Origin of the sequence: Solemya velesiana gill symbiont, assembly GCF_002020805.1 — a bacterium.
GTDB lineage: Bacteria > Pseudomonadota > Gammaproteobacteria > Chromatiales > Chromatiaceae > Sedimenticola_A.
This window is the reverse complement of record NZ_MPRJ01000032.1, coordinates 1-23,269: the sequence shown is the minus strand read 5'-3', so window position 1 is coordinate 23,269 and position 23,269 is coordinate 1. Positions and strand designations below refer to the sequence as shown.

The 23,269-nt window shown below is 56.0% G+C and carries 23 protein-coding genes; 1 reads left to right on the top strand and 22 read right to left on the bottom strand.

Annotation, left to right across the window (positions count from 1 at the left end; all coding sequences use genetic code 11):
* Positions 1 to 278: 278 nt before the first annotated feature.
* The 21 genes from rbr to leuC form a co-directional block, all read right to left on the bottom strand.
* The gene (rbr, locus tag BOW53_RS06455; protein WP_078486893.1) at positions 279 to 857 is read right to left on the bottom strand and encodes a rubrerythrin; all 579 of its coding nucleotides are present in this window, start codon (positions 855 to 857) and stop codon (positions 279 to 281) included.
* Positions 858 to 892: 35 nt separating this feature from the next.
* The gene (locus tag BOW53_RS06450) at positions 893 to 1,216 is read right to left on the bottom strand and encodes a HypC/HybG/HupF family hydrogenase formation chaperone (protein ID WP_078486891.1); all 324 of its coding nucleotides are present in this window, start codon (positions 1,214 to 1,216) and stop codon (positions 893 to 895) included.
* 138 nt (positions 1,217 to 1,354) lie between these two features.
* Positions 1,355 to 1,582, bottom strand: coding sequence for a DUF2835 domain-containing protein (locus BOW53_RS06445; protein ID WP_078486889.1), 228 nt, complete (start codon positions 1,580 to 1,582; stop codon positions 1,355 to 1,357).
* Between the two features lie 120 nt (positions 1,583 to 1,702).
* Positions 1,703 to 2,116 carry a CBS domain-containing protein gene (locus BOW53_RS06440; protein ID WP_078486887.1) on the bottom strand — a complete coding sequence of 138 codons (414 nt, stop codon included), beginning with the start codon at positions 2,114 to 2,116 and terminating at the stop codon, positions 1,703 to 1,705.
* A 94-nt stretch (positions 2,117 to 2,210) separates the two neighbouring features.
* Positions 2,211 to 2,783 (bottom strand): class I SAM-dependent methyltransferase, encoded by a 573-nt coding sequence (locus BOW53_RS06435; protein WP_078486885.1) that lies wholly within the window; start codon positions 2,781 to 2,783, stop codon positions 2,211 to 2,213.
* The gene (locus BOW53_RS06430) at positions 2,784 to 3,971 is read right to left on the bottom strand and encodes an O-succinylhomoserine sulfhydrylase (protein WP_078486883.1); all 1,188 of its coding nucleotides are present in this window, start codon (positions 3,969 to 3,971) and stop codon (positions 2,784 to 2,786) included.
* Between the two features lie 220 nt (positions 3,972 to 4,191).
* Positions 4,192 to 5,706: an amidophosphoribosyltransferase gene (gene purF / locus BOW53_RS06425; protein ID WP_078486881.1), complete on the bottom strand. Its 1,515-nt coding sequence runs from the start codon at positions 5,704 to 5,706 to the stop codon at positions 4,192 to 4,194.
* 50 nt (positions 5,707 to 5,756) lie between these two features.
* The gene (locus BOW53_RS06420; protein WP_078486880.1) at positions 5,757 to 6,251 is read right to left on the bottom strand and encodes a CvpA family protein; all 495 of its coding nucleotides are present in this window, start codon (positions 6,249 to 6,251) and stop codon (positions 5,757 to 5,759) included.
* Positions 6,252 to 6,418: 167 nt separating this feature from the next.
* On the bottom strand, positions 6,419 to 7,009 hold the full coding sequence (locus BOW53_RS06415; protein WP_078486878.1) for an SPOR domain-containing protein: 591 nt from the start codon (positions 7,007 to 7,009) through the stop codon (positions 6,419 to 6,421).
* A gap of 80 nt (positions 7,010 to 7,089) precedes the next feature.
* On the bottom strand, positions 7,090 to 8,358 hold the full coding sequence (gene folC, locus BOW53_RS06410; protein WP_078486895.1) for a bifunctional tetrahydrofolate synthase/dihydrofolate synthase: 1,269 nt from the start codon (positions 8,356 to 8,358) through the stop codon (positions 7,090 to 7,092).
* A 62-nt stretch (positions 8,359 to 8,420) separates the two neighbouring features.
* Positions 8,421 to 9,293 carry an acetyl-CoA carboxylase, carboxyltransferase subunit beta gene (accD, locus tag BOW53_RS06405; RefSeq protein WP_078486876.1) on the bottom strand — a complete coding sequence of 291 codons (873 nt, stop codon included), beginning with the start codon at positions 9,291 to 9,293 and terminating at the stop codon, positions 8,421 to 8,423.
* 100 nt (positions 9,294 to 9,393) lie between these two features.
* Complete coding sequence (gene trpA / locus BOW53_RS06400; protein WP_078486874.1) at positions 9,394 to 10,200, bottom strand: tryptophan synthase subunit alpha; 807 nt, start codon at positions 10,198 to 10,200, stop codon at positions 9,394 to 9,396.
* Positions 10,197 to 11,381 carry a tryptophan synthase subunit beta gene (trpB, locus tag BOW53_RS06395; RefSeq protein WP_078486872.1) on the bottom strand — a complete coding sequence of 395 codons (1,185 nt, stop codon included), beginning with the start codon at positions 11,379 to 11,381 and terminating at the stop codon, positions 10,197 to 10,199. The genes trpA and trpB overlap by 4 nt, the downstream gene beginning before the upstream one ends.
* A gap of 19 nt (positions 11,382 to 11,400) precedes the next feature.
* Positions 11,401 to 12,024: a phosphoribosylanthranilate isomerase gene (locus BOW53_RS06390; RefSeq protein ID WP_078486870.1), complete on the bottom strand. Its 624-nt coding sequence runs from the start codon at positions 12,022 to 12,024 to the stop codon at positions 11,401 to 11,403.
* A gap of 76 nt (positions 12,025 to 12,100) precedes the next feature.
* Positions 12,101 to 12,871 (bottom strand): tRNA pseudouridine(38-40) synthase TruA, encoded by a 771-nt coding sequence (truA, locus tag BOW53_RS06385; protein ID WP_078486868.1) that lies wholly within the window; start codon positions 12,869 to 12,871, stop codon positions 12,101 to 12,103.
* A 113-nt stretch (positions 12,872 to 12,984) separates the two neighbouring features.
* Positions 12,985 to 15,372, bottom strand: a complete 2,388-nt coding sequence (locus BOW53_RS06380; RefSeq protein ID WP_078486866.1) for a motility hub landmark protein FimV — start codon at positions 15,370 to 15,372, stop codon at positions 12,985 to 12,987.
* Between the two features lie 332 nt (positions 15,373 to 15,704).
* On the bottom strand, positions 15,705 to 16,730 hold the full coding sequence (locus BOW53_RS06375; RefSeq protein ID WP_078486865.1) for an aspartate-semialdehyde dehydrogenase: 1,026 nt from the start codon (positions 16,728 to 16,730) through the stop codon (positions 15,705 to 15,707).
* Between the two features lie 96 nt (positions 16,731 to 16,826).
* Positions 16,827 to 17,942 carry an aspartate-semialdehyde dehydrogenase gene (gene asd, locus BOW53_RS06370; RefSeq protein WP_078486863.1) on the bottom strand — a complete coding sequence of 372 codons (1,116 nt, stop codon included), beginning with the start codon at positions 17,940 to 17,942 and terminating at the stop codon, positions 16,827 to 16,829.
* A 114-nt stretch (positions 17,943 to 18,056) separates the two neighbouring features.
* Positions 18,057 to 19,139, bottom strand: coding sequence for a 3-isopropylmalate dehydrogenase (gene leuB / locus BOW53_RS06365; protein WP_078486861.1), 1,083 nt, complete (start codon positions 19,137 to 19,139; stop codon positions 18,057 to 18,059).
* A gap of 69 nt (positions 19,140 to 19,208) precedes the next feature.
* A complete protein-coding gene (leuD, locus tag BOW53_RS06360) occupies positions 19,209 to 19,850 on the bottom strand; it encodes a 3-isopropylmalate dehydratase small subunit (protein ID WP_078486859.1) in 642 nt (213 codons plus the stop codon).
* Between the two features lie 65 nt (positions 19,851 to 19,915).
* Positions 19,916 to 21,319: a 3-isopropylmalate dehydratase large subunit gene (leuC, locus tag BOW53_RS06355; protein ID WP_078486857.1), complete on the bottom strand. Its 1,404-nt coding sequence runs from the start codon at positions 21,317 to 21,319 to the stop codon at positions 19,916 to 19,918.
* Positions 21,320 to 21,449: 130 nt separating this feature from the next.
* Here leuC and BOW53_RS06350 point away from each other — a divergent pair, with 130 nt between their 5' ends.
* Entirely contained in the window at positions 21,450 to 22,328 is an 879-nt protein-coding gene (locus BOW53_RS06350; protein ID WP_078486855.1) for a LysR family transcriptional regulator, read from the top strand.
* Between the two features lie 29 nt (positions 22,329 to 22,357).
* Here the strand turns inward: BOW53_RS06350 and BOW53_RS06345 are convergent, their stop codons facing one another.
* The gene (locus tag BOW53_RS06345) at positions 22,358 to 23,050 is read right to left on the bottom strand and encodes an RT0821/Lpp0805 family surface protein (protein WP_078486853.1); all 693 of its coding nucleotides are present in this window, start codon (positions 23,048 to 23,050) and stop codon (positions 22,358 to 22,360) included.
* Positions 23,051 to 23,269: the final 219 nt, after the last annotated feature.

Below are 23,269 nucleotides of genomic sequence, written 5' to 3'. Positions count from 1 at the left end.
CCCTCTTCTGGTCACCGATTGGCCTTTTCTCCTTCAAGGGGGCTCACCTCCCTGCTTCCTTGCCGAAATCTGGCCAACGGATGAAATATTCGGGCTAGTACAAAGGGGCCCACGCGATCCTCATCGGCTGCAATTACCGCCGTGGAAAATAAAAGAAATGATAACCTGGAGGTAGGACCACGGTTTGTGAAATTGATTCAACCTGTTTGAAATCATTATACGCAGGTCACCTGCCCTACCCCGGAAAAGCAGGTGATATCCAACGATCAGAAAAAAGTTTACCAGTTCTCACCAAGCAGTTCGAAATGGGCCTGGGGATGAAGACAGGCAGGACAGAGATTGGGAGCCTCTTCAGCCTCGTGCAGGTAACCGCAATTGCAGCAGCGCCACACCACCTTGCCGTCCCGCTTGAAAACCTTTCCCACCTCAAGGTTGTCAGCCAGATCCTTGTAACGTTTCCGATGCTGCTTTTCAGCGATTGATATGGCATCGAAAGCAGCAGCGACTTCAGGAAACCCCTCCTCCCTTGCCACCTTTGCAAAAGCCGGATACATCTCTGTCCATTCATGCTCTTCGCCTGCGGCAGCTGCCCTGAGGTTCTCCAGGGTTGTCCCTATCTTGCCAGCGGGAAAAGTCTCTGTAATTTCAAGATCACCACCCTCCAGAAATTTAAAAAAGCGCTTGGCATGCTCCTTTTCCTGGTCTGCGGTCTCCATAAAAATATGGGAGATTTGCACCAGGCCCTCTTTTCTTGCCGCACCCGCAAAGTAGGTATAACGATTTCGAGCCTGGGATTCGCCTGCAAAGGCAGCGAGCAGATTCTTCTCGGTCTGGATACCACGAATGCTGTTTGCCATACTGCCACTCCTTTTTTAAACCCTCTGAATTGAGGTCAACCCGTGCGCTTCTTTTTATCTCCGGCAGTAACTTGTCCATGCAGCAGATTGCCGCTGGCCAGATCCGGGAAATAGGTCTCCACGTCGATCTCCTCCTCACCCCGCATCACAGCGTCGAGTGCATCAAGGGCACTCTCCAGCTTCCTGGCATCCTCTTCGGTTATCACCTCGCGGGCAGAACCTATGAAATTGAGAATCCAGGTACCTTCAGACTGGGGGCCGATGAGCATGGTATTGACCTCCTGCTCACCATTGCGCCCCCTGCAGATAGCAGTGAATTCGCGCTGTACCACAATCTGCATAGGTATACCGATACACACTTGGGCTCATCTCCCATCGTTTGGCTGTTAACCCTATATTACCGGAAGTCGCCCCGCATTAGGCACTTGCGAAATGATTGAGGTCATTTCGACCAGGATTAACCCGGCACCGTGTCATGGGGTTGATTTAAGAAATAGTCACTCGGAGATTTTTAAAATCTCTACCAGCTTGTTTTGCTCGTTGAAGACCAGTTCAAAGCGCCCGTACACCCCTTCACTGCTCACAAATCCTCTCAATACCGTCGCTGGAAACTGGATACGCCGGCCATCTTCAGCAATCACACTCACCGCGTGGGCATCTCCCCGGTAATGGCGGAGATAGGTTTCAGCAGGGATGGCTAATCGGAACCGTATCCGCTCCAGCATCAACAAAGACCATTAACAACCAGGATACCTGGAGTATAGATAAACGGACGATAGGCAATGGAACATGGAGGCTGCCTGGATATATCGAGAGAAATCAACCGATGCACTAATTGAGCATGCTCAGCTGTCTTCGAGTTCGAACATACCGTCAAGCACCAGGGAGTTGGGACTGATGGTGCCCAGCGCCTTGTTGTCTTCAACCACCAGGGCACGTACCAAGTCGAACCGCGCAAACAGCCGGGAGCAATAACGGATGTCCATTTCAGGCTCTACGTAGACTGCCGGCTTGTTCATCACCTCGTAGACATTGACCCGTTTACAGGAACGGTCCTTGGCCAGAACCTGGCGTGCAATGTCAGATACCAGCAGCAGTCCATACTCGTCATCTTCATGACGCCTGTCCACCACCAACACCGAGGTTCGGTACTGCTTCATCAGGTTCAGCGCTTCGTAGATGGTGGCTTTCCCGTCTATGATCGCGAAATCGGTTTTCATGACATCACGAACACGGATTCGGGTAGTGGCTGCATTCATGCTTTTCTCCTAGGGCCTGTTAGCACTAATCGAATGTGGCATCGAAAAATCTATTATTACCACGATTTCATTACAGGCACTATCCTGGCCCTGATTAAACCGTTTTTTCTGCAACCAGCATCGCCCTGTCACGCCATCCTTTCGATGTATCACCCAACACGCCCTCTTCCCGATAGACCCGGATCTTCAACTCCCCGAAGAGATTTAACAGCTCGTTGTCTGCCAACCGGAAGTCGGGATTCGAAGGTCCCTCGTCGGTCACGCTGGTCCGGGTGAACGTCTGGTAAAAGAGTAGCCCACCCTTTCGCAGGGCTGAGGTGATGGCCGGCATGAGAGAACGGCCGAGAAAGTGGCTGACCAGGATCAGGTCAAAGGATGCAGGCTCCGGTGGCGATGCGATGACATCCCGAACCTCTGCAGAGAGTGATACGCCCTGCTTCTCTGCAATCTCACGCAGACGATCGATGGCAACCGGCGATATGTCCCAGGCTGAAACCTGCAGACCCGCGCGGGCAAGGGCATTGGCGCCAAGACCACTTGCGAGATCGAGGGCCTCCCCGTGGGACGGCAACAGGTGGCGATTCTCCTCCAGCACCCAGGCGATGTCACCTGTCCCTTCGGCTGCAGCGTACCGCCTGTCCCACTTCTCCTTCAAGTGTTCGCCCATTCAGAGTGTCGAAATACCACGCAGAAGATCAGCCTGGATATCATCGATCTCCTCCAGGCCCACGGCAACGCGGATCAAGCCATCGCTGATTCCCGACAACGTTTTCTCCTCATCGGACAACCTGCCGTGGGTGGTGGTTGCCGGGTGCGTAATGGTTGTCTTGGTATCACCGAGGTTGGCAGTGATCGACAGCATGCGGGTGGAATCGATCACCTTCCACGCTGATGCCTGCCCTCCACGCACTTCGAATGACACGATACCGCCCGGGGCTGTCTGCTGCCGCTGCATCAGATCGAACTGGGGATGACTCTTCAATCCTGGATAGTAAACCCGCTCCACAGCCTCCTGGGACTCCAGCCACTGTGCCAATGCAAGTGCATTTCGGGAGTGCGCCTCCATGCGCAGCTTCAGTGTCTCAAGTCCCTTGAGAAAAACCCAGGCGTTGAATGGGCTCATGGTAGGCCCTGTCGAGCGCAGTACACCGAAGACATCCTCTCCGACGAGCTTGCTGTCGCCCACCACGCCCCCCCCCATGCAGCGGCCCTGGCCGTCCAGGTACTTTGTTGCGGAGTGAATGACGATATCTGCTCCCAACTCCAAGGGCTTCTGCAACACCGGTGTACAGAAACAGTTGTCCACCACCAGCAGTGCACCCCTGGCATGGGCCAGCTGGGACAGCGCTGTAATGTCCCCCATCTCGGTGAGGGGATTGGAGGGGGTTTCAAGGAACAACAGCTTGGTGTTGGGCCGTATGGCCTGTTCCCATGCATCCAGGCCCGACAAGGAGACAAAATCGGTCTCAACACCGAATTTCGCGAGATATTTACTGAACATCACGGTGGTGGTGCCGAAGACGCTTCTGGAACAGACCACGTGATCCCCGGCCTCAAGCAGCCCAAGACAGGTAGCCATAATGGCCGCCATCCCGGTTGCCGTGGCCACACAACTCTCTCCACCTTCCAGGGCGGCCAGACGCTGCTCAAAGGTCCTGACCGTTGGATTGGTGAAGCGCGAATAGATGTTGCCGGGCTCATCACCGCCGAACCTGGCCGCAGCTTCCGCTGCACTGCCAAAGACAAAACTGGAGGTGGTAAAAATGGGCTCGGAGTGCTCCCCTTCCTGGGTGCGTTCCTGGCCTGCGCGTACTGCGAGGGTGGCCGGGCCCCAGCCATCAATCTCGTTACTCATGGCTCTCTATCCGTCTTGATACATCACCGGTCCGAAAACCGGACAAAGCCGCTCCCGGCATCCTTACCTCACGCGACATAAGCGCATCCCTGCGCAAAAAAACCCGCTCGGTTGCAACCAAAGCCGGGTTTCCTCGCTTTAGCTGCATTTCTATAGCGCCCGCAATCTGAGACAAATCAGCACTTGAACAAAGGTTAGGGTTTGACAGGGAGCGTGTCAACTATTCGTTATTGTATATTCCCAGCAGGTTGGAATTGGTACTCTCCCTCCCCTTTTTCGCCGAATCACTCCGGAGCAGCTCAAGTTGCTCCAGGTACTGATCACTGACATCACCCGTGACATAGACGCCGTCGAACACCGAGGTGTCGAACGACTCCACGGACGACTTCCCCTTCTTTTTCACAGCTGCAATCAGGTCGTCAAGGTCCTGGAAAAACAGGTGATCGGCACCGATGATCTCCTGTACCTCCTGCTCGGTACGACCGTGGGCAACCAGTTCACTGGCAGAAGGCATATCGATACCGTAGACATTGGGATAGCGCACTGGAGGCGCAGCAGATGCGAAATAGACCTTGTTGGCGCCGGCATCGCGGGCCATCTCTACGATCTGCTGTGAAGTGGTACCGCGAACGATGGAATCGTCAACCAGCAGCACGTTTTTGCCCTTGAACTCCGAATCGATGGGGTTGAGTTTCTGCTTCACCGACTTCTTTCGCACCTGCTGACCCGGCATGATGAAGGTACGGCCGATATAGCGGTTCTTGATGAATCCTTCCGCATACTTGATCTCCAGGCTGTTGGCCAGGGCAAGGGCGGCGGTGCGGCTGGTATCGGGAATGGGTATCACCACGTCGATATCGTGGTCGGGCCAGATGCGCTGAATCTTGGCCGCCAGCTTGGAGCCCATCCTGGAGCGTGCCTTGTGTACGAAAATATCGTCGATGATGGAATCCGGACGAGCGAAATAGACGAACTCGAAGATACAGGGCGAGTGCTGCGTATTGGCGGCGCACTGGAAGGTGTGCAGTTTGCCCTGCATATCGATGAACACCACCTCACCGGGATCCAGGTCTCTTACCAGTTCAAAGTCCTGCGAGTCGAGGGCGACGCTCTCGGAAGCGATCATGTACTCGGTTCCCTGGTCGCTTTCCCGCTTGCCGAACACCACCGGCCGTATGCCGTTAGGATCGCGGAATCCCAGCATGCCATAACCGTTGATCATGGCGATTGCGGCATACCCGCCCCTGCAGCGCCGATGCACGGCGGCAACCGCCTTGAACACATCCTGTTCGTTGATGCGCAATTTCCCCAGGAAGTGGAGTTCATGGGCGAAGATGTTGAGCAGGATTTCGGAGTCGGAGGTGGTGTTGATGTGCCTCAGGTCCTCGCGGTAGAGATCCAGTTTCAACTCATCGGCATTGGTCAGGTTGCCGTTATGGGCCAGGGTGATGCCAAAAGGCGAGTTGACATAGAAAGGCTGGGCCTCTGCGGATGAGGAGCTGCCTGCCGTGGGGTAACGCACATGGCCTATACCCATCTCGCCACGCAAGTCAATCATGTGGCGGGTACGAAACACATCCCTCGCCAGGCCATTGTCCTTGCGCAGGTGGAGCTTGTTACCCTCCAGTGTCACGATGCCAGCCGCATCCTGCCCACGATGCTGAAGCACAAGCAGAGCGTCGTAGAGCCCCTGGTTGACCGGGCTGTGCCCGAAGATTCCAACAATGCCGCACATATTCAAGCTACCCTAGGGTCTGTTAAAACCATCCCGCTCTAAAACAAGGTTCAGGCGAAATTGAACTTTTCTCCAATATCAGCCGGTAACAGCTCTTTCAGCCATATAGCCAGCTCCTGGAAATAGACGATCAGGTGTGATTCCTTCCACCAGGGATCGTTCGGAAACGGCGTCAGTCCTGCCAACAGGACGAGAATGGCGATCAATACCGCCCCCCGCGCTGCACCGAAGAAGATCCCGATAAGTCGATCTGTACCGCTCAACCCGGTTTTTTCGACCAGTTGCCCCACGAGGAAATTGATCAGGGCACCCAGCATCAGGGTCGCGATAAAAAGAATGGCAAAGGCCGCTCCAAGACGAACAGACGGCACAGTAAACAAAAACAAGTCCAGTTGCACGGAGAGTTCCCGAAAGAAGGTCCAGGCGACCCAGAAGGCAAGCACCCAGACTGCCAGTGAGAGCGCTTCGCTGATGAAGCCGCGGATCAGACTGATCAACGCAGACAATCCGATAATGCCGATGATGGCGTAATCTATCCAGATCATTCAGTTGCTTCTGTCACTGGTGATTTTGCGGATTTGAGGCAGCATAACGGTGAGCGTCGGAATCCCAATGTGAAAAAGGGGATTTTATCAAAGCCGGGACGGATGAAGAAGAGAAATTAGCAACCGGAAGTAGGATCTCTGATCTGGTGTCCCGCCCCAACAGGTGATTAGGGGTAGCTCTTCAGGGTAGCCTTGATCTTCTTCTCCTTGAGCACCTGGTTGAGCTGCTTGAGCATCTGCTCTGCCCGCTTGCGGTCTATTTCGGGCCCAACGCGTACACGGAACAGGGTACGGCCCTTCAGTTCTACCTGCTCCAGGAAAGCGGCAAAATTCTTACCTTTCAGCTCCTTGACCAGTTTTTCCGCATTATCACGATTGGAGAAACTACCCACCTGCAGCACCCAGGCCGACAGGCCGACCCGCTGCTGGGGCTTCTGCACCGGCTTCTCTTCGCTGGCCGGTTCGTTGGAGACCGAAGGTGCGGCATCTTTCGTGCCTGGCGCTTCAGTGGACTGCTCGGTTGCGGCAACCTCCTCGCGCTCGATAGGAATCAGATCCGCAGGCGGTTTGCTCAAGTCTTCGGACTGCAGAGGTACAACCCGGGAAGAGAAACCATTATCCGGCTTCGGGGGAACATTGCTGCGATGAATGCCGGTATCGATAACCGGCTCTTTATCCAAAAGCATGGGCACGAATATCACCACCAGTGATACCAGCACCGTTGCCCCGATCAATCTTTTTTTCAGACCCTCGTCCACAAGCTAGATTCCTCAGAATTAAGACAATTACGGATTATAACAGGCCAGCGTTCTCAGCGACCCGCTTCTGAATCGACAAATTATTCCCCACTCAGTTCCAGGATGCCACCGACAGTGAGAAACGAGCCAAACACCACTACCTGTCCATCGTTACCCGCACAGGCTTTGGCCTGCTCATAGGCTTCACCCAGGGTTCCGCACTGGGCAATTGCGGTGCCTGCAACCCCTGCCTCTGCAAGTCCAGATGAAAGCGCACCAATCTCCAGCGCCCTGGCATCTGAGAGCGGCGCACAGAACCACTCATCCACCCGCGGCTTCATGATCGAGGCCACCTGGTGGAGATCCTTGTCAGCCAGCATGGCGAACACAGCGCAGGTTTTGCCGTTGCAGAAGAGATCACCCAGGTTGGAAGCCAGGGCTGATGCGGCCTCGGCATTATGCGCCACATCGAGAATCACCAATGGATCGCGACCCAGTATCTGGAAACGGCCGGGTACTCGAACATCCTGAAGACCGGCCCTTACGGCCGGCTGGTCCACCGGCAGCCGTTGGGCCAATGCCTCGAAGGCCATGAGCACCGCTGCTGCATTCTGCAACTGGAAGTTGCCGCGCAGATAGGGCTGAGGCAGGGAGTGGCGACGCCGCTTCTGCGACCACCATGACCACCCCTGCTCTTCCACTTTGAAACCAAATGCTTCAGCCGCCACAAAGAGCTGGGCATCAATGGCCTGGGCATGCTCACGAACGGAAACCGGGGGTCGAGGTGTGGCGCAGATTGCGGGTATCCCTGGCCTCATGATACCGGCCTTTTCCCGGCCGATGGCCTCGCGGGTCTCCCCAAGCCAATCGGAATGGTCGATATCAACGGTGGTGATCAGGGCAACGTGCGGGTCGATGATATTGACCGCATCCAGTCGGCCGCCCAATCCCACCTCCAGGATGACCAGATCGAGTTGAGTGGTGGCAAAGATGTCCAGGGCGGCCAGTGTCCCGAATTCGAAATAGGTCAGGGGCTGGTCCTGGCGGGCTTCGTCCACCCGCTGAAAGGCCTGGCAGATCCGTTCGTCGGAAACCTGTTCACCATCCAGGCGAATACGCTCGTTATAGCGGATGAGATGGGGTGATGTGTAACAACCGGTCCTGTAACCTGCTGCCCTGGCAATGGCTTCCAGCATGGCCACGCAGGAGCCCTTGCCGTTGGTTCCTGCAACGGTTACCACGGGCACGGAAAACGCCTGGTCGTGGAGATGGGACCAGACCGCCGAGACGCGCTCCAGCCCGAGCTCTATTTCACTGGGATGCAGCTCCGACTGCCAGTCGAGCCACTGCTGGAGGGTATTAAAACGCATTGCTGCCATCTCGCGAATACCCTCTCACCCCTGGAGAGTGGTTAGGAAACTCCGGGGGGTTATCAGGACGCTTCCGCGAGACTGGCCTGGTGTGTCAGCACGCTGATCAGTTTCCCCAACTCATCGCACATCTCGCGACGGTCGACGATCATATCCACCGCACCGTGATCCAGCAGGAATTCGCTGCGCTGAAAGCCTTCGGGCAGCTTCTCCCGCACGGTCTGCTCGATAACGCGGGGACCTGCAAAGCCGATCAGGGCCTTGGGCTCAGCCACGTTCACATCGCCCAGCATGGCGAAGCTTGCGGATACACCGCCCATGGTGGGATCAGTCAGCACCGAGATGAAGGGAATGCCACGCTTGGACATTTTATTCAGGGCTGCACTTGTCTTGGCCATCTGCATCAGGGAGAAGAGCGACTCCTGCATGCGGGCACCGCCACTGGCGGAGAAACATACCAGGGGTATTTCGCGCTCCAGGCAGACGTTGGCCCCCTGAACAAAGCGCTCACCCACAACCGAACCCATGGATCCGCCCATGAAGCTGAACTCAAACGCGGCAGCCACCAGGTCCATACCCTTGAGTTGGCCACGCATCACAACCAACGCATCCTTCTCACTGGTCTTTTTCTGGGCCTGGGTGATACGGTCCTTGTATTTCTTGCTGTCCTTGAATTTCAGCGGATCGGTGGGTGCGAGATTCTCGCCGATCTCTTCCCGGGGTTCCGGATCAAGGAACTGGTCGAGGCGTCTCCTGGCACCCATACGGTTATGGTAGCTGCACTTGGGACAGACATCCTGGTTGCGCTCCATCTCCGCACGGTAAAGGATTGCACCGCATCCCGGGCACTTTGCCCACAGACCCTCGGGCACGGCACGCTTGGCGCTGCCCTCGGTGCGAATGCGGCTTGGCATCAGTTTCTCAAACCAGCTCATGGTTCAAATCCTATCTCTCTCATCAGGCCACCCCATGGCAGGGCAGCCGGGATATTGTTGTTTAACGGTCTATTGTACGGCGCGCGAAGGCGAGATGCACTTATTCGCTATCCATCGCCTCGCGCATGCCGGAAAGCAACTCAGCCAGGGACGGAGCGATCTCATCAGGACGATCGGCCAGCGCTTCCACACGGCTTACCAGTGCACTGCCCACGATGACGGCATCTGCAATGGTTGAAACCGTTTTCGCGGTTTCGGCGTTCTTGATACCGAAACCAACGCCCACGGGCAAGTCGGTGACACTGCGGATTTCTGACACCTTTGCAGCCACTTCATTCACGGCAAGATTGGCGGCACCGGTAATGCCCTTCACCGAGACGTAGTAGACGAAACCGCTGGCCGCATTGCAGATGCGCTTGATGCGCTCGTCTGTGCTTGTGGGGGCAAGCAGAAAAATGGGGTCGAGCTCCCTGGGACGAAGGGCGGCCAGAAATTCTTCTGACTCTTCCGGCGGGATGTCAACAGTCAGCACACCGTCGACACCGGCCTCGGACGCTGCTTCGGCGAAAGTCTCGTAACCCATGATTTCGATGGGATTGAGATAGCCCATCAGGATCACGGGCGTGTCGGCATCCTTCTCGCGGAAGCTGCGCACCATCTCCAGCACGTTGCGCAGGCTCACATGGTGTTCCAGGGCTCGCTCGCTGGCGCGTTGGATGACCGGACCGTCTGCCATGGGATCGGAGAATGGTACACCCAGTTCCAGGATGTCGGCCCCCGCCTCCACCATGGCGTGCATCAGGGGAACGGTCACCTCCGGGTTTGGATCACCGGCAGTCACGTAGGGAACCAGGGCGGTTCTGCCCTGGGCTTTCAATGCTTCAAAACGTCCACGGATACGGCTCATATTTCCAACCCATCCACTGCCGCTACAGTGTGCATGTCTTTGTCTCCCCGGCCAGAGAGGTTGACCAGGATTATCTTGTCCTTGTCCATGGTGGGCGCCAGCTTGGCGGCATAGGCCAAAGCATGGCTCGACTCGAGGGCCGGAATGATACCCTCGATACGGGTCAGCTGATGAAAGGCATCCAGCGCCTCCTGGTCCGTAACCGCCACGTAGTTGGCGCGCCCTATATCCTTCAGCCAGGCGTGCTCGGGGCCGACGCCGGGATAGTCGAGACCGGCAGAGACCGAGTGGGTCTCAATGATCTGGCCGTCGTCATCTTCCATCAGGTAGGTGCGGTTACCGTGCAGTACGCCCGGCTTGCCGGCGCACAGTGGCGCAGCGTGATTGCCTGTATCCAACCCGTCACCGGCGGCCTCTACACCGTAAATCGCAACATCCTGGTCTTCGAGAAAAGGGTGGAACAGGCCGATGGCATTGGAGCCGCCGCCGACACAGGCCACCAGGGCATCGGGCAGGCGCCCCGCCTGCTGCTGCATCTGCTCCCGCGCTTCCCGTCCGATCACGGCCTGGAAGTCACGCACCATGGCCGGATAGGGGTGAGGACCCGCCACCGTGCCGATGATGTAGAAGGTATTGTCGATGTTGGTCACCCAGTCCCGCATCGCCTCGTTGAGGGCGTCTTTCAGGGTCTTCGAGCCGGACTCGACACCAACAACCTCGGCGCCGAGCAGACGCATGCGGTAGACGTTGGCCTCCTGTCTTGCCATGTCCACGGAGCCCATGTAGACGATACACTCCAGCCCAAGGCGTGCCGCCACGGTGGCCGTGGCCACACCGTGCTGCCCTGCCCCGGTCTCCGCAATGATGCGCGTCTTGCCTATGCGCTTGGCCAGCAGCGCCTGGCCGATGGTGTTGTTCACCTTGTGGGCACCGGTATGGTTCAGATCCTCGCGCTTGAGGTAGATCTGGGCACCACCGAGTTCGCGGCTCAGGCGCTCGGCGTGGTAGATGGGGGAAGGCCGCCCGACATAGTGAGCCAAATCGGCATCCAGCTCTGCCAGGAAGGTCTCATCCTGCATGTACTTCTCGTAGGCCTGGCGCAGCTCCTCGAGGGGCTCCATCAGGGTTTCCGCCACGAACATGCCGCCATAGGCACCGAAATGACCCCGATCGTCGGGCATTGCGGAAAAATCTGTCTGCTTACTGGTTGGCACGTTTTACTCCTCGCATAAACGCCGCAACTTTCTCTGAATCCTTGATGCCTTTATTCAGTTCCACCCCGCCACTGACATCCACGGCATAGGGATGGACGCTGTTAATTGCCTGCTCCACGTTCTCCGGGCTCAGCCCCCCGGCAAGCACAATACCGCCAGCCAGGTCTGCAGGGATAAGTTCCCAGTTGAACCGCTCCCCGGTACCGCCGGGAACACCTTTCTGGTAGGTATCCAACAGTAGCCCGGCAGCATCGGGATAGGCTTTCTGCTCCTTGTAGAGATCGACCCCTTCTCTCATCCGTATGGCCTTGATGAAGGGCTTCCCGTAACGGATGCACGCCTCATGTGTTTCATCACCATGAAACTGCAACAGATCGAGCCTCACCCCTGAGAGCACAGCGTTTATCTCTTCGGCGGTGGCATTGACGAACAAACCTACAACCGTAACGAAGGGCGGTAACCCCTTTACGATCTGTGCGGCCTGTTCGATGGAGATCGCTCTTGGGCTGGGCGGATAGAACACCAAGCCAATGGCGTCTGCACCCTGGCATACCGCTTCAAGCGCATCTTCAGGGCGGGTGATTCCGCAAATTTTTGCCCGGTATCTCATAGAGCGAATAAAGATACAGGATCATGCCGGATTGCGGAAGCAATTCGGCCCAAAAGAGATAAATATCAACCAGGAGTTAAAATGGCGGATTTTCCGGCAACTCATACTCTTCGGGATAACCCACTTGCACCAGGAACAGTCCCTGTGGAGGTGCCGTCACGCCACCGAGGGTGCGGTCCCGGTACTCAAGTACCTCGCGGGACCAGTCGGTAGACTGTTCACCCTTGCCGATGGCGATCAGCACACCGGCAATATTGCGCACCATGTGATGCAGGAACGCATTGGCGGAGATTTCGATGATTATCCTGTCTTTCTCCTGTGTCACGTCCAGCTGCGAGACGGTCCTCACCGGGCTCTTCGCCTGGCAACCCAGGGCACGGTATGAAGAGAAATCATGTGTTCCCACCAGGTGCTTCGCCGCCTCAGCCATCCGCTCAACATCCAGGTCGTGGTGCACCCAGACAGCTCGGTCGCGCCAGATTGCGGAGCGTGACTTACGGTTGAGAATCACGTAACGGTAGCTTCTGTCCAGCGCTGAAAAGCGCGCATGGAAATCATCGGACACCGGCTTGACCCAAGTCACATTGATATCGAATGGCAGATTGACGTTGGTGCCCAGCAACCAGTTACGCTCTGTTCTGACCGACTCGGAGTCGAAGTGGATCACCTGTCCCGTGGCATGCACCCCGGTATCGGTGCGTCCCGCACACTGAACGGATACCGGGTGATTGGCCACTTTCGATATAGCCTGTTCCAGTTGATTCTGGACGCTGTCGACACCCTCCTCCTGGATCTGCCAGCCGTGGTATCGGGAACCGTCGTATTCAATCCCCATTGCAAGGCGCATCTAAGTTAACCCTACCCTTTCTCTATAACCGTAAACGCGGCTCATTAAAGCATAAAACCAAAAAGGCGCACCCTGGGCGCGCCTCTTTGGCTCATTAAAATGAAGTGGATGTATCAGCTGATCTGGTCCAGCATCTGCTGGGCTTCCTGTTTCTGCTCGTCACCGCCTTCAGAAACCACCTCCTGAAGGATGCCCTGAGCACCTTCATTGTCACCCATGTCGATATAGGCACGGGCCAGGTCCAGCTTGGTGCTCACCTCGTCGGTCTCACCGACCTCTTCAGTTGCTGAAACCTCACCCTCATCGAGTTTTTCAGCTTCCGCTTCGGCAGTCTCTGTGGTTTCAGTATCCAGATCCAGACTGAATTCACTCTCGTCAAAATCCAGGGAAACCTCTTCGGAGACATCGGCTTCCTCGGTATCGGCTTCAAGGTCGAAGTCGAGGTCACCAAGCTCATCTGCACTTTCGGCTTCAGCTTCAAGTGCTCCAAGGTCCTCCTCTTCAGATTCTTCCCCTTCTTCTCCTACTTCAAGATCCAGCTCTGTTGAGATGTCCTCGAGGTCGAAATCCTCTTCCAGCGCTTGCTCTTCTGCTGCTGCGGCTTCAACATCAACCGGCACCTCACCCTCAAAACCTGCGAACAGTTCATGCCCGGCAGCCAGTTGTGCGCCCATCGCCACAACTTTCTCCCAGGCAGCCGGATCCCTGCTGTCGATGCCGTCTTCTTTACACTCTTCTGCAAATTTGACGTACTTGTCCGCATCCTTGACCGCGAACAGAATTTCGAACAGCTTGTGACGCAACTCAATGCGCTCAGGATCTTTTTCTATGGCTTGAGTAATCAGTTCCTCGGCCTGCTGGTAACGACCGTAAGCGATATACACGTCGGTTTCCGCCAGCGGATCCACCTCACCGGTCTCATCCTGCAAGGCATCGATATCGCTTGGGGAGAAATCGCTCAGGAACGAAGTATCATCTGCCTGTTTCTCTACACCCTCAGCCTCATCGATGACCTCTAAGTCAGTGTCGTCGATGGTACTGACGAGAATACTCTCCTGGGAATCCGCACTGCTGGAACGCCTGCGACTGATGACAACCCAGACAAGGGCCAACAGGACGACCACAACCGCAATACCGACACCCAGCATGGTCGGATCTTCCATAACCTTTTCCATGAACCCTTTTTCACGTTCCTTCTTCGGCTTTGCAGTGAGTTGGGGTTTGGGGGGTTCGGCTACTGCCGGCTTGGGCTCAGGCTTTGCCTCGGCAACAGGTGCTGGCGCAGGAGCGGGCTCCGGCTTGGTTTCGGCTACTGCTGGAGCAGCTTCCGGTGCCGGCTCAGGAGCGGCTGGTTCCGTAGTTGAAGTGGCAGTAGCCTGCAACTGGGCAAGCTGTTCACTCTTCAGTGTCAACAGCCTTTCAAGATCCTCCAGCTGCGACTCAAGATCGCTGATCCAGGATTTCAGTTCAATACCTTCCTGGAGTGCACTCTCTTTCTCTTCCTGGGCAAGGACCAGATCCTGCTGGAGTTTCTCCAGGGTCTGGGCAGCTTCACCAGTCTCACTGGGGCCTGCCTCTCCCTCACCTTCAGGGCGGGCAGTGGCAATCTTGAGTTCAGCTTCCGGTTTTGCCTCGTCAGCTACAGCTTCAGCTTCCGGGGCTGCAGGCTCGGGTTTCGGAGCTTCAGCGACCTTCGGGGCGCGATCCGCCTGCCAGGCATTGAGATGTTCACTATAGACCTGCTGAGCCCCCCGACGGCTCATCCCGACCATCTCATCCCGCTTTGGGACGCGAATGATCTGTCCCACTTTCAGATTATTGATGTTGTTGTTGCTGAATGCCTGAGGGTTTGCCTTGAACAGCGAGATCATCGCCTGCTGCATGGAGGCGCCTTCATGCCTCACTTTCTTGGCGATGCCCCACAGGGTGTCATTGCGCTGGGTAGGGCCATATTCATCGGCAACTTCCGCATCCCCTGCCCATGCAACATCACTCCCACTGACGACAGATTCCGTTCCATGCTGTGGCCTGGTAACAGGAGCAGGCTTGGGAGTGGGTGCCATTGTGGCTTTTGGTGCTGCCACCGGCGCCGGTTTTCTATCGAGGGTTACCGGAGGGTCCAGCAGTACCGTGTACTCCCTGACCAACTTACCCTTGGGCCAGTTGATCTCCACGAGAAAGTTGAGAAAGGGCTCGCGGATGGGATCCCGGCTGCTGACACGTACAGTAGCGGAGCCGTCTGGACGCAACTCAGGCTTGAAGCGCAGCTTGGTGAGAATAAACGACCGCTCGACACCTGCGCGCTCGAAAGCCTCTGCAGACGCCAGGTTCACCCGTACATTCTGGATCTCGTCCTTGGTTACCGACAACAACCGGATGTCCGCATCAAGATACTGATTTAATGCCGAATTCAGCTGAATATCACCCAATCCAAGAGCGCTAACATTCAGCGGTGCAATGCCCAGTGCAAGAGCAATTGCCAGCGTTGTTCTACGGATCATGCCTCCCCCTTCATATACCAGTTCCCCTGACGCCCGAGCCGGGCATCCACTGATGAAGTCCACTCCACGATGAACACAGAGTAGAAAAAACTTAATATTTGCTCGCTAACTATAGCTCACATAAACATTTTTTGACAAACATTATCGACCAGAAAAATAGTCTGCTTCTGTTTTTACGTGATGCACTTGGTACTGTTCAAATAAAAGCGTTGACGCAAAAAATGTTATTCATTCCAGACGCTATATACCTTAACCCGCCGCTTTATTGGCATTCACACTGCCAAATAAGTATAACTCATTGACAACATTGCGCTTATTCTCTTCTACAGGCGTTACAGGTAATCGTTTATCAAGATCTCCGCAATCTGCACACTGTTGAGTGCCGCTCCTTTTCGGACATTGTCGGCAACCACCCAAAGATCAAGCCCCCTGGGATGGGAGATATCCTCCCTGATCCGCCCGACAAAGGTCGCATCGTTACCGGACGATTCAGTGACCGGCGTTGGGTACTCACCATCGGCATGTTGATCCAGAACCGTTACACCAGGCGCCTGCTCCAACAACGATCTCGCCGCCTCGGCAGTGATTTTCTCACGGGTTTCCAGGTGAACAGCCTCGGAGTGGCCGAAAAAGACAGGTACACGTACAGCAGTAGGATTAACCTGGATCGACTCATCACCCATGATCTTGCGGGTCTCCCAAACCATTTTCATCTCTTCGCGGGTGTAGCCGTTCTCCTCGAAGCGATCGATCTGGGGCAGCACATTGAATGCGATCTGTTTCGGGTAAACCGTAGCCTTGATCGGTTTGGCATTCATCAGTTGTGCAGTCTCTCGGGCCAGCCCTTCGATTGCACTACGACCACTTCCCGATACTGCCTGGTAGGTACAGACATTGATTCTGCTCACGCCCACCGTCTTGTGAATGGGATTGATCGCCACCAGCATCTGGATGGTGGTACAGTTCGGATTGGCGATGATTCCACGACTGACGTAATCCCCGACCATCTCCGGGTTCACTTCGGGCACGACCAGTGGAATATCCTCCTGGTAACGGAAATACGATGTGTTATCCACCACCACGGCACCAGACTCTGCCGCTTTCTGTGCGTAAACCGCGGAGACCTCGGCACCGGCGGAAAAGAGTGCGATCTGGACCTGGGTGAAATCAAACTCGGCGAGGTCCTGGACCGTAATCATCTTTGAGCCGAACTCCACCTTCTTGCCGGCAGAGCGGCTGCTGGCCAGGGCGTATATCTCCCCTATCGGAAATTCCCGCTCTGCCAGGATGGACAGCATTGCCTCACCTACGGCACCCGTGGCGCCCACCACAGCAACATTAAAAGTTCTATCAGCCATAAAGTACGGTTTCCTCTACATGGAGCCAATAAGAAGAAAAGCCTGCCACGCCATCAATCATGGCGGGCAGGCTTTAAGCTAGCAGGTTCTTAATGATTAATCTTCAAGCAGGATGCGCAGCATGCGGCGCAAAGGCTCTGCGGCACCCCACAGAAGCTGGTCACCCACGGTAAATGCATTGAGATACTCGCTGCCCAGGTTCATCTTGCGCAGACGACCCACGGGTATGCTCAGGGTACCCGTCACCTTGGCAGGGCTCAGTTCACGCATGGTGAGTTCCCGGTCGTTGGGAACCATCTTGGACCACTCATTGGCCTCGCCCAGCATCTGTTCAATCTCGTCGACGGGCACATCCTTTCTGAGCTTGATGGTCAGTGCCTGGCTGTGGCAGCGCATGGCGCCGATACGTACACAGGTGCCATCGATGGGGATGATATTGTCGCTGCGTCCAAGGATCTTGTTGGTCTCGGAAACGGCTTTCCACTCCTCCTTGCTCTGGCCATTCTCCAGGGCCACATCGATCCAGGGAATGAGGCTACCCGCCAGGGGCACACCGAAGTTGTCGGTAGGATAGCCTTCACTGCGCATATCCTCCGTTACCACCTGGTCGATATCCAGGATTGCTGATGAAGGATTGTCCAGCAGGCTTGCCGAGGCATCCCGCAGGTGGCCCATCTGGTTGAGCAGTTCACGCATGTTGCGTGCACCGGCACCGGAGGCCGCCTGGTAGGTCATGGCAGTCATCCACTCCACCAGGTCGTTCTGGAACAGCCCGCCAAGACCCATCAGCATGAGGCTCACGGTACAGTTACCACCGATGAAGTCCTTCTTGCCTTGAGCCAGGGCTGCGTCGATTACGTCACGGTTGACCGGATCGAGAACGATCACGCTGTCATCAGCCATCCTCAGTGCAGAGGCCGCATCGATCCAGTAGCCATCCCAACCGGATTTGCGCAGATTCTCGAAGACAGACTTGGTGTAGTCACCACCCTGGCAGGTGACGATGGCATCCATGGTCTTGAGCTCGTCGATATCACTGGCATCTTTCAGCAGCGGGATATCCTTGCCGATATCCGGGCCCTGCTGCCCTACCTGTGAGGTGGTGAAAAAGACCGGCTCTTCAATAAAGTCAAAGTCTCTCTCTTCACGCATGCGATCCATGAGAACGGATCCGACCATGCCGCGCCAACCGACAAAACCTACGCGTTTCATTGCCTTCGTCTACCTGTAAACTGATTCCACTGTAACAACCGGAACCCCGGGAAGGGGCTCAACCAAACAATTGATTGTATCCCCGCAGCTCCCGAGTCTCTACGGTTTTTTGCATTATTGATTGCGCAGCGCCCCGACAATGGCGTCGCCCATCTCCTCTGTGCCCACCTGCTTCATGCCATCAGACATGATGTCCGCGGTACGCAGCCCGGCATCCAGGGTCACTTCCACCGCCTTCTCGATGCGGTCGGCCATCTCCGGCTCATCCAGGGAGTAGCGCAGCATCATTGCGACAGAGAGGATGGTGGCCAGGGGATTGGCAACATTCTGTCCTGCGATATCGGGAGCAGAACCGTGAATCGGTTCGTACATGCCCTGCCCCTTTTCGTTCAGGGAGGCAGAGGGCAGCATGCCGATGGAACCGGTGAGCATGGCTGCACAGTCTGAGAGGATGTCGCCGAACATGTTGGTGGTAACCATCACGTCGAACTGCTTGGGTGCACGCACCAGCTGCATGGAGGCGTTGTCCACGTACATGTGTGAAAGCTCCACCTCGGGGTATTCGGAACCCACACGGATAGCCACTTCACGCCACATCTCGGTGGCCTCCAGCACGTTGGCCTTGTCCACGGAACAGACACGCTTGCCGCGCTTCATGGCGATATCCATGGCCACGCGGACGATGCGATCCACTTCGGACTCTTTATACACCAGGGTGTTGTAGCCCTGCTTCTCGCCGTTCTCCAGTTCACGTACACCACGGGGTTCACCGAAATAGATACCGCCGGTCAGTTCGCGCACGATCATCATATCCAGGCCGGAGACCACCTCGGGGTTGAGGGTGGATGCATCGGCCAGTTGGGGGTAGAGAAGGGCCGGACGCAGGTTGGCGAACAGGCCCAGTTCCTTGCGCAGACCCAACAGGCCACGCTCTGGGCGAACCGAGATGTCCAGTGATTCCCACTGGGTGCCGCCGACCGCACCCAGCAGAATAGCATCGGCCTCTTTCGCCATATCGACGGTGACCTGTGGCAGAGGCGTGCCGGTTGCGTCGTAGGCAGTACCACCCACCAGCGCCTCGTCCATATCGATGTCCAGACCATAGTCATCACGCAGACAGGCCAGCACCTTCACCGCCTCGGCCACGATCTCCTGACCGATACCGTCACCGGGTAAAACCAGAATATTCTTGCTCATTGCTTCTATGCCTTTTTTGATTTTTAAAACGCAGTGTGCTCACGTGCAGGTCCTGCGTCCTGTCAAATGTCAATCGTTGAACACCCAGGGGGCGGATTCCCGGCGCTTTGCTTCAAACGCCTTGATCTCTTCGCTGTGCTGCAGGGTCAGGCCAATATCGTCCAGCCCCTCCAACAGGCAGTGCTTGCGGAACTCATCCACGTCGAAGGTGATGGTTTCACTATCCGCCATCCTCAATTGCTGGGCTTCCAGGTCGACGGTGATCTCGAGGGCTTCCTCACCCATTGCCTTGCTGAACAGGCGATCCACCACGGCTTCGTCCAGCTTGATGGGCAGAATGCCGTTTTTGAAACAATTGTTGAAAAAGATGTCTGCAAAACTGGGCGCGATGATCACCTTGAAACCGTAATCCTCCAGCGCCCATGGCGCATGTTCACGGGATGAACCGCAACCGAAGTTATCCCTGGCCAACAGTACCGAGGAACCCTGGTAGCGGGGATCGTTGAGCACGAACTCCTCGTTGCGCGGACGATTGGTGCAGTCCATATCCGGCTCGCCGTGATCCAGGTAGCGCCATTCGTCGAACAGGTACGGCCCAAACCCTGTGCGCTTGATGGACTTCAGGAACTGCTTGGGAATAATCGCATCGGTATCCACGTTGGAACGATCCAACGGGGTTGAAACACCGGTGAAAGTCACAAATTTTTCCATATCTCTAATCTCATTGTTCTGAACACAAAGTTTTCTTGAGGGATTAGCCTCTTGAACTCTGCGTCCTACAAATCCTGAACATCCACAAAACGGCCTGCTACTGCCGCGGCTGCAGCCATAGCGGGACTAACCAGGTGGGTTCTACCCCCCTGCCCCTGCCGCCCCTCGAAGTTGCGGTTCGACGTGGATGCACAGCGATCACCGGAACTGAGCCGGTCGGCGTTCATCGCAAGGCACATGGAGCAGCCCGGTTCGCGCCACTCAAAACCCGCCTCGATAAAGATCCTGTCGAGCCCCTCTTCCTCGGCCTGCTGCTTCACGAGTCCGGAACCCGGCACCACCAGGGCCTGGACAATGTTGTCAGCTACCTTACGACCTTTTGCCACCTCGGCGGCAGCGCGCAGGTCTTCGATGCGCCCGTTTGTGCAGGAACCGATGAAGACGTGATCGGGACGAATCTCGTTGATCGGGGTTCCTGCTTCAAGGCCCATGTACTCCAGGGCACGGCGCATACCGTCCGCCTTCACTGTATCCGCCTCATCGGCAGGATTGGGCACAACGGCGTCCACCGGCAATACCATCTCCGGGGAGGTACCCCAGGTCACCTGGGGCTTGATGCTCGCGGCTTGTATATTGACCACCTTGTCGACATGAGCGCCTTCGTCACTCCTGAGCTGACGCCAGGCCGCTTCAGCCTGCTCCCATATATCACCCGTGGGCGCATAGGGACGCCCCTTGATGTACTCAATAGTGGTATCGTCAACGGCCACGAGACCTGCGCGCGCCCCCCCCTCAATGGCCATGTTGCAGACACTTAACCGGCCCTCCATGGTGAGATCGCGTATTGCCTCACCGGCGAACTCGATCACGTAACCGGCACCACCAGCCGTGCCGATCTCACCGATCACGGCAAGCACGATATCCTTGCCGGTCACACCGGGGCCAACTTTGCCCTCGACATTTACCAGCATGTTCTTGGACTTTTTCTGGATCAGGCACTGGGTGGCCAGCACATGCTCCACCTCAGAGGTGCCGATACCGAAGGCCAGGGCACCGAAGGCCCCGTGAGTAGCCGTGTGGGAGTCACCGCAGACTGCCGTCATACCCGGCATGATCAGGCCCTGTTCGGCACCCATCACATGCACCACGCCCTGGCGCACATCGTTCATGCCGAACTCGGTGATGCCGAACTCTTCGCAGTTGCGATCCAGCGTCTCAACCTGAAGACGCGCAATGGGATCATCTATACCCTCAGCACGTCCCTTGGTAGGTACGTTATGGTCAGGGGTGGCAATGGTGGCGCCGGTACGCCTGGGTTTACGTCCCGCAATCCTCAGGCCCTCGAAGGCCTGGGGTGAAGTCACCTCGTGCACCAGTTGCCGATCGATATATAACAGGGCTGTACCGTCTTCATCGGTACGCACCACGTGGTCTTCCCAAATCTTGTCGTAGAGTGTCTTTGCGCTCATGGTTCTTTCACACCTTTCAATGGAACGGAAAGCATAGACCCTTCTATTTTATAAAACTAATTCATAATTATTATGTTTATGATTCCATTTTGGAATACAATATACTTGAATTTCATTACAGGTAACCGCTATGGATTTCAACGCCCTGAACGCCTTTCTCGCTGTAGCAGAAACCGAGTCCTTCTCTGCCGCGGCCGCCCGTCTGTACTTGACCCAGCCTGCCATCAGCAAGCGGGTCGCCGCCTTGGAGGAGGAACTGGGCAACCGCCTGTTTGATCGCATCGGCCGCAAGGTCACCCTCACAGAGGCTGGCCGCCTGTTGCTGCCAAGAGCGCGTAAATTGCAACTGGAGATCTCGGATATCCGACGGGACATCTCCAATATATCCGGAGAGGTAAGTGGCAGTCTCACCATGGGGACCAGTCACCACATCGGCCTGCGCAGACTGCCACCCGTACTCAAGACGTTCAGTAAGAGCTATCCCCAGGTATCCCTGGACATTCATTTCATGGATTCGGAAACCGCCTGTACAGCGGTCGAGCATGGTGATCTTGGACTGGCCATCGTCACCTTGCCCACTCACCCCTCGCCTAACCTTGTGGCAGAGGTAATCTGGCACGACCCGTTGCACTTCGTAATCAGCAAGGAGCATCCCCTGGCAAAGCGAAGATCGGTGACGCTAGAGCAGCTGTTTGAATACCCGGCAGTGCTGACTACCGAGGGTACCTATACGCGAGAGGTCCTGGAAAAGAGTCTTGAACCTCTGGAGTTGAGCCCAACAATCGGCATGGCCACCAACTATCTTGAGACATTAAAAATGATGGTGACCATCGGCCTGGGGTGGGGGTTGTTGCCGGAGACCATGCTGCATGAGAAAGAGTTGAAGACCCTCTCTTTCGAGCAACCAAAACTCAGCCGAAGGCTCGGCATCGTGACCCACAAGGGCAGAACACTCTCAAATGCAGCAAAAAAGATGCAGGCACTTTGCATTGAAGTCGGGGACGGCTGAAAAAGACAACGGGGTAATGACCAACCCGATCAGAGTTTCACACCCTCATCTGATTTGATGCTTCTGGGTATCTTCCAATAACCTTTTTCATCGCGGCACACCAGGCCGGCACCGGATCTTTCACCTCCCTGGCTGGTGATATTCATACGGAAATTTCTGCAGAAGATACCATTGGCTGATTTCATGGTGCTCACGGGAGTGATGGTTACCCTGGTCCCTGTCGTCTTGTCCCGCCAGGTGAGGGACCGCCCGGCCGGGTTGTTCTCCATAACCCTGCGCAGGCGTTTCCAGTAGCTTCTCTTCCACTTGCTGCTCATAGCGATGACATAGGGCTGGTAGGCCGTCAATTCCAGGTAGGAGATCCGTTTTCCTGCGTAATCGTCCCAGCGACTTACTAAGTGTTCAATCTCCGGGGCGTAGTGCCAAACCCTGCGCTGTCTCAGTTTCCCCTTGACGCTGTAACTCTCACAGGTAATCCGGTAAGTCTCGAACGTACCAGCGTAAACAGAGAGCTTCTCCGTACCGTCGACTTCACAGTCCCATATACGGTCATACCTGGACTGAATACCTGTCTCTTTATTCAGGTAGCTGACCTGAGCACCGAAACGCTTTTCGTTTCCGACTTCCAGCGGCCATAAAGCATCGCGTTCAAGATCGATGCTGTTGCTCGAAACCCTGGTGCGGCTTTCGTACTCCAAGTCAGGAAGAAGGATATTTCGCAAACGCTTATAGGAACGGCTGCCAGTGCGCTTCCATAGAATGGTATCGCTGTCTTCGCCAACGACCCACTCCCGACGCCCGTTTGAGAAGTAGGCTTTGTCACCTACGGCAGTATTCGGTAACTAGCGGGCCATGCGGTTAATTCGGCAACGCATTCTTTGCCCTATTCACCGAGGCAATAATTTTCTCAGCACTCTTGGTCCACTGGAATGGCTTGGCAC

What these genes read in the sequence shown, in the direction of transcription:
- trpB (WP_078486872.1), bottom strand. Translation starts at nt 11,381, where the DNA reads ATGCCCGACGATCGGGGTCATTTCGGTGCCTATGGCGGCATGTTCGTG.
- BOW53_RS06350 (WP_078486855.1), top strand. Translation starts at nt 21,450, where the DNA reads ATGGATTTCAACGCCCTGAACGCCTTTCTCGCTGTAGCAGAAACCGAG.
- leuC (WP_078486857.1), bottom strand. Translation starts at nt 21,319, where the DNA reads ATGAGCGCAAAGACACTCTACGACAAGATTTGGGAAGACCACGTGGTG.
- trpA (WP_078486874.1), bottom strand. Translation starts at nt 10,200, where the DNA reads ATGAGCCGTATCCGTGGACGTTTTGAAGCATTGAAAGCCCAGGGCAGA.
- asd (WP_078486863.1), bottom strand. Translation starts at nt 17,942, where the DNA reads ATGAAACGCGTAGGTTTTGTCGGTTGGCGCGGCATGGTCGGATCCGTT.
- folC (WP_078486895.1), bottom strand. Translation starts at nt 8,358, where the DNA reads ATGCGTTTTAATACCCTCCAGCAGTGGCTCGACTGGCAGTCGGAGCTG.
- accD (WP_078486876.1), bottom strand. Translation starts at nt 9,293, where the DNA reads ATGAGCTGGTTTGAGAAACTGATGCCAAGCCGCATTCGCACCGAGGGC.
- BOW53_RS06375 (WP_078486865.1), bottom strand. Translation starts at nt 16,730, where the DNA reads ATGGCTGATAGAACTTTTAATGTTGCTGTGGTGGGCGCCACGGGTGCC.
- BOW53_RS06420 (WP_078486880.1), bottom strand. Translation starts at nt 6,251, where the DNA reads ATGATCTGGATAGATTACGCCATCATCGGCATTATCGGATTGTCTGCG.
- BOW53_RS06445 (WP_078486889.1), bottom strand. Translation starts at nt 1,582, where the DNA reads ATGCTGGAGCGGATACGGTTCCGATTAGCCATCCCTGCTGAAACCTAT.
- BOW53_RS06390 (WP_078486870.1), bottom strand. Translation starts at nt 12,024, where the DNA reads ATGAGATACCGGGCAAAAATTTGCGGAATCACCCGCCCTGAAGATGCG.
- BOW53_RS06430 (WP_078486883.1), bottom strand. Translation starts at nt 3,971, where the DNA reads ATGAGTAACGAGATTGATGGCTGGGGCCCGGCCACCCTCGCAGTACGC.
- rbr (WP_078486893.1), bottom strand. Translation starts at nt 857, where the DNA reads ATGGCAAACAGCATTCGTGGTATCCAGACCGAGAAGAATCTGCTCGCT.
- BOW53_RS06440 (WP_078486887.1), bottom strand. Translation starts at nt 2,116, where the DNA reads ATGAATGCAGCCACTACCCGAATCCGTGTTCGTGATGTCATGAAAACC.
- purF (WP_078486881.1), bottom strand. Translation starts at nt 5,706, where the DNA reads ATGTGCGGCATTGTTGGAATCTTCGGGCACAGCCCGGTCAACCAGGGG.
- BOW53_RS06380 (WP_078486866.1), bottom strand. Translation starts at nt 15,372, where the DNA reads ATGATCCGTAGAACAACGCTGGCAATTGCTCTTGCACTGGGCATTGCA.
- truA (WP_078486868.1), bottom strand. Translation starts at nt 12,871, where the DNA reads ATGCGCCTTGCAATGGGGATTGAATACGACGGTTCCCGATACCACGGC.
- leuB (WP_078486861.1), bottom strand. Translation starts at nt 19,139, where the DNA reads ATGAGCAAGAATATTCTGGTTTTACCCGGTGACGGTATCGGTCAGGAG.
- leuD (WP_078486859.1), bottom strand. Translation starts at nt 19,850, where the DNA reads ATGGAAAAATTTGTGACTTTCACCGGTGTTTCAACCCCGTTGGATCGT.
- BOW53_RS06435 (WP_078486885.1), bottom strand. Translation starts at nt 2,783, where the DNA reads ATGGGCGAACACTTGAAGGAGAAGTGGGACAGGCGGTACGCTGCAGCC.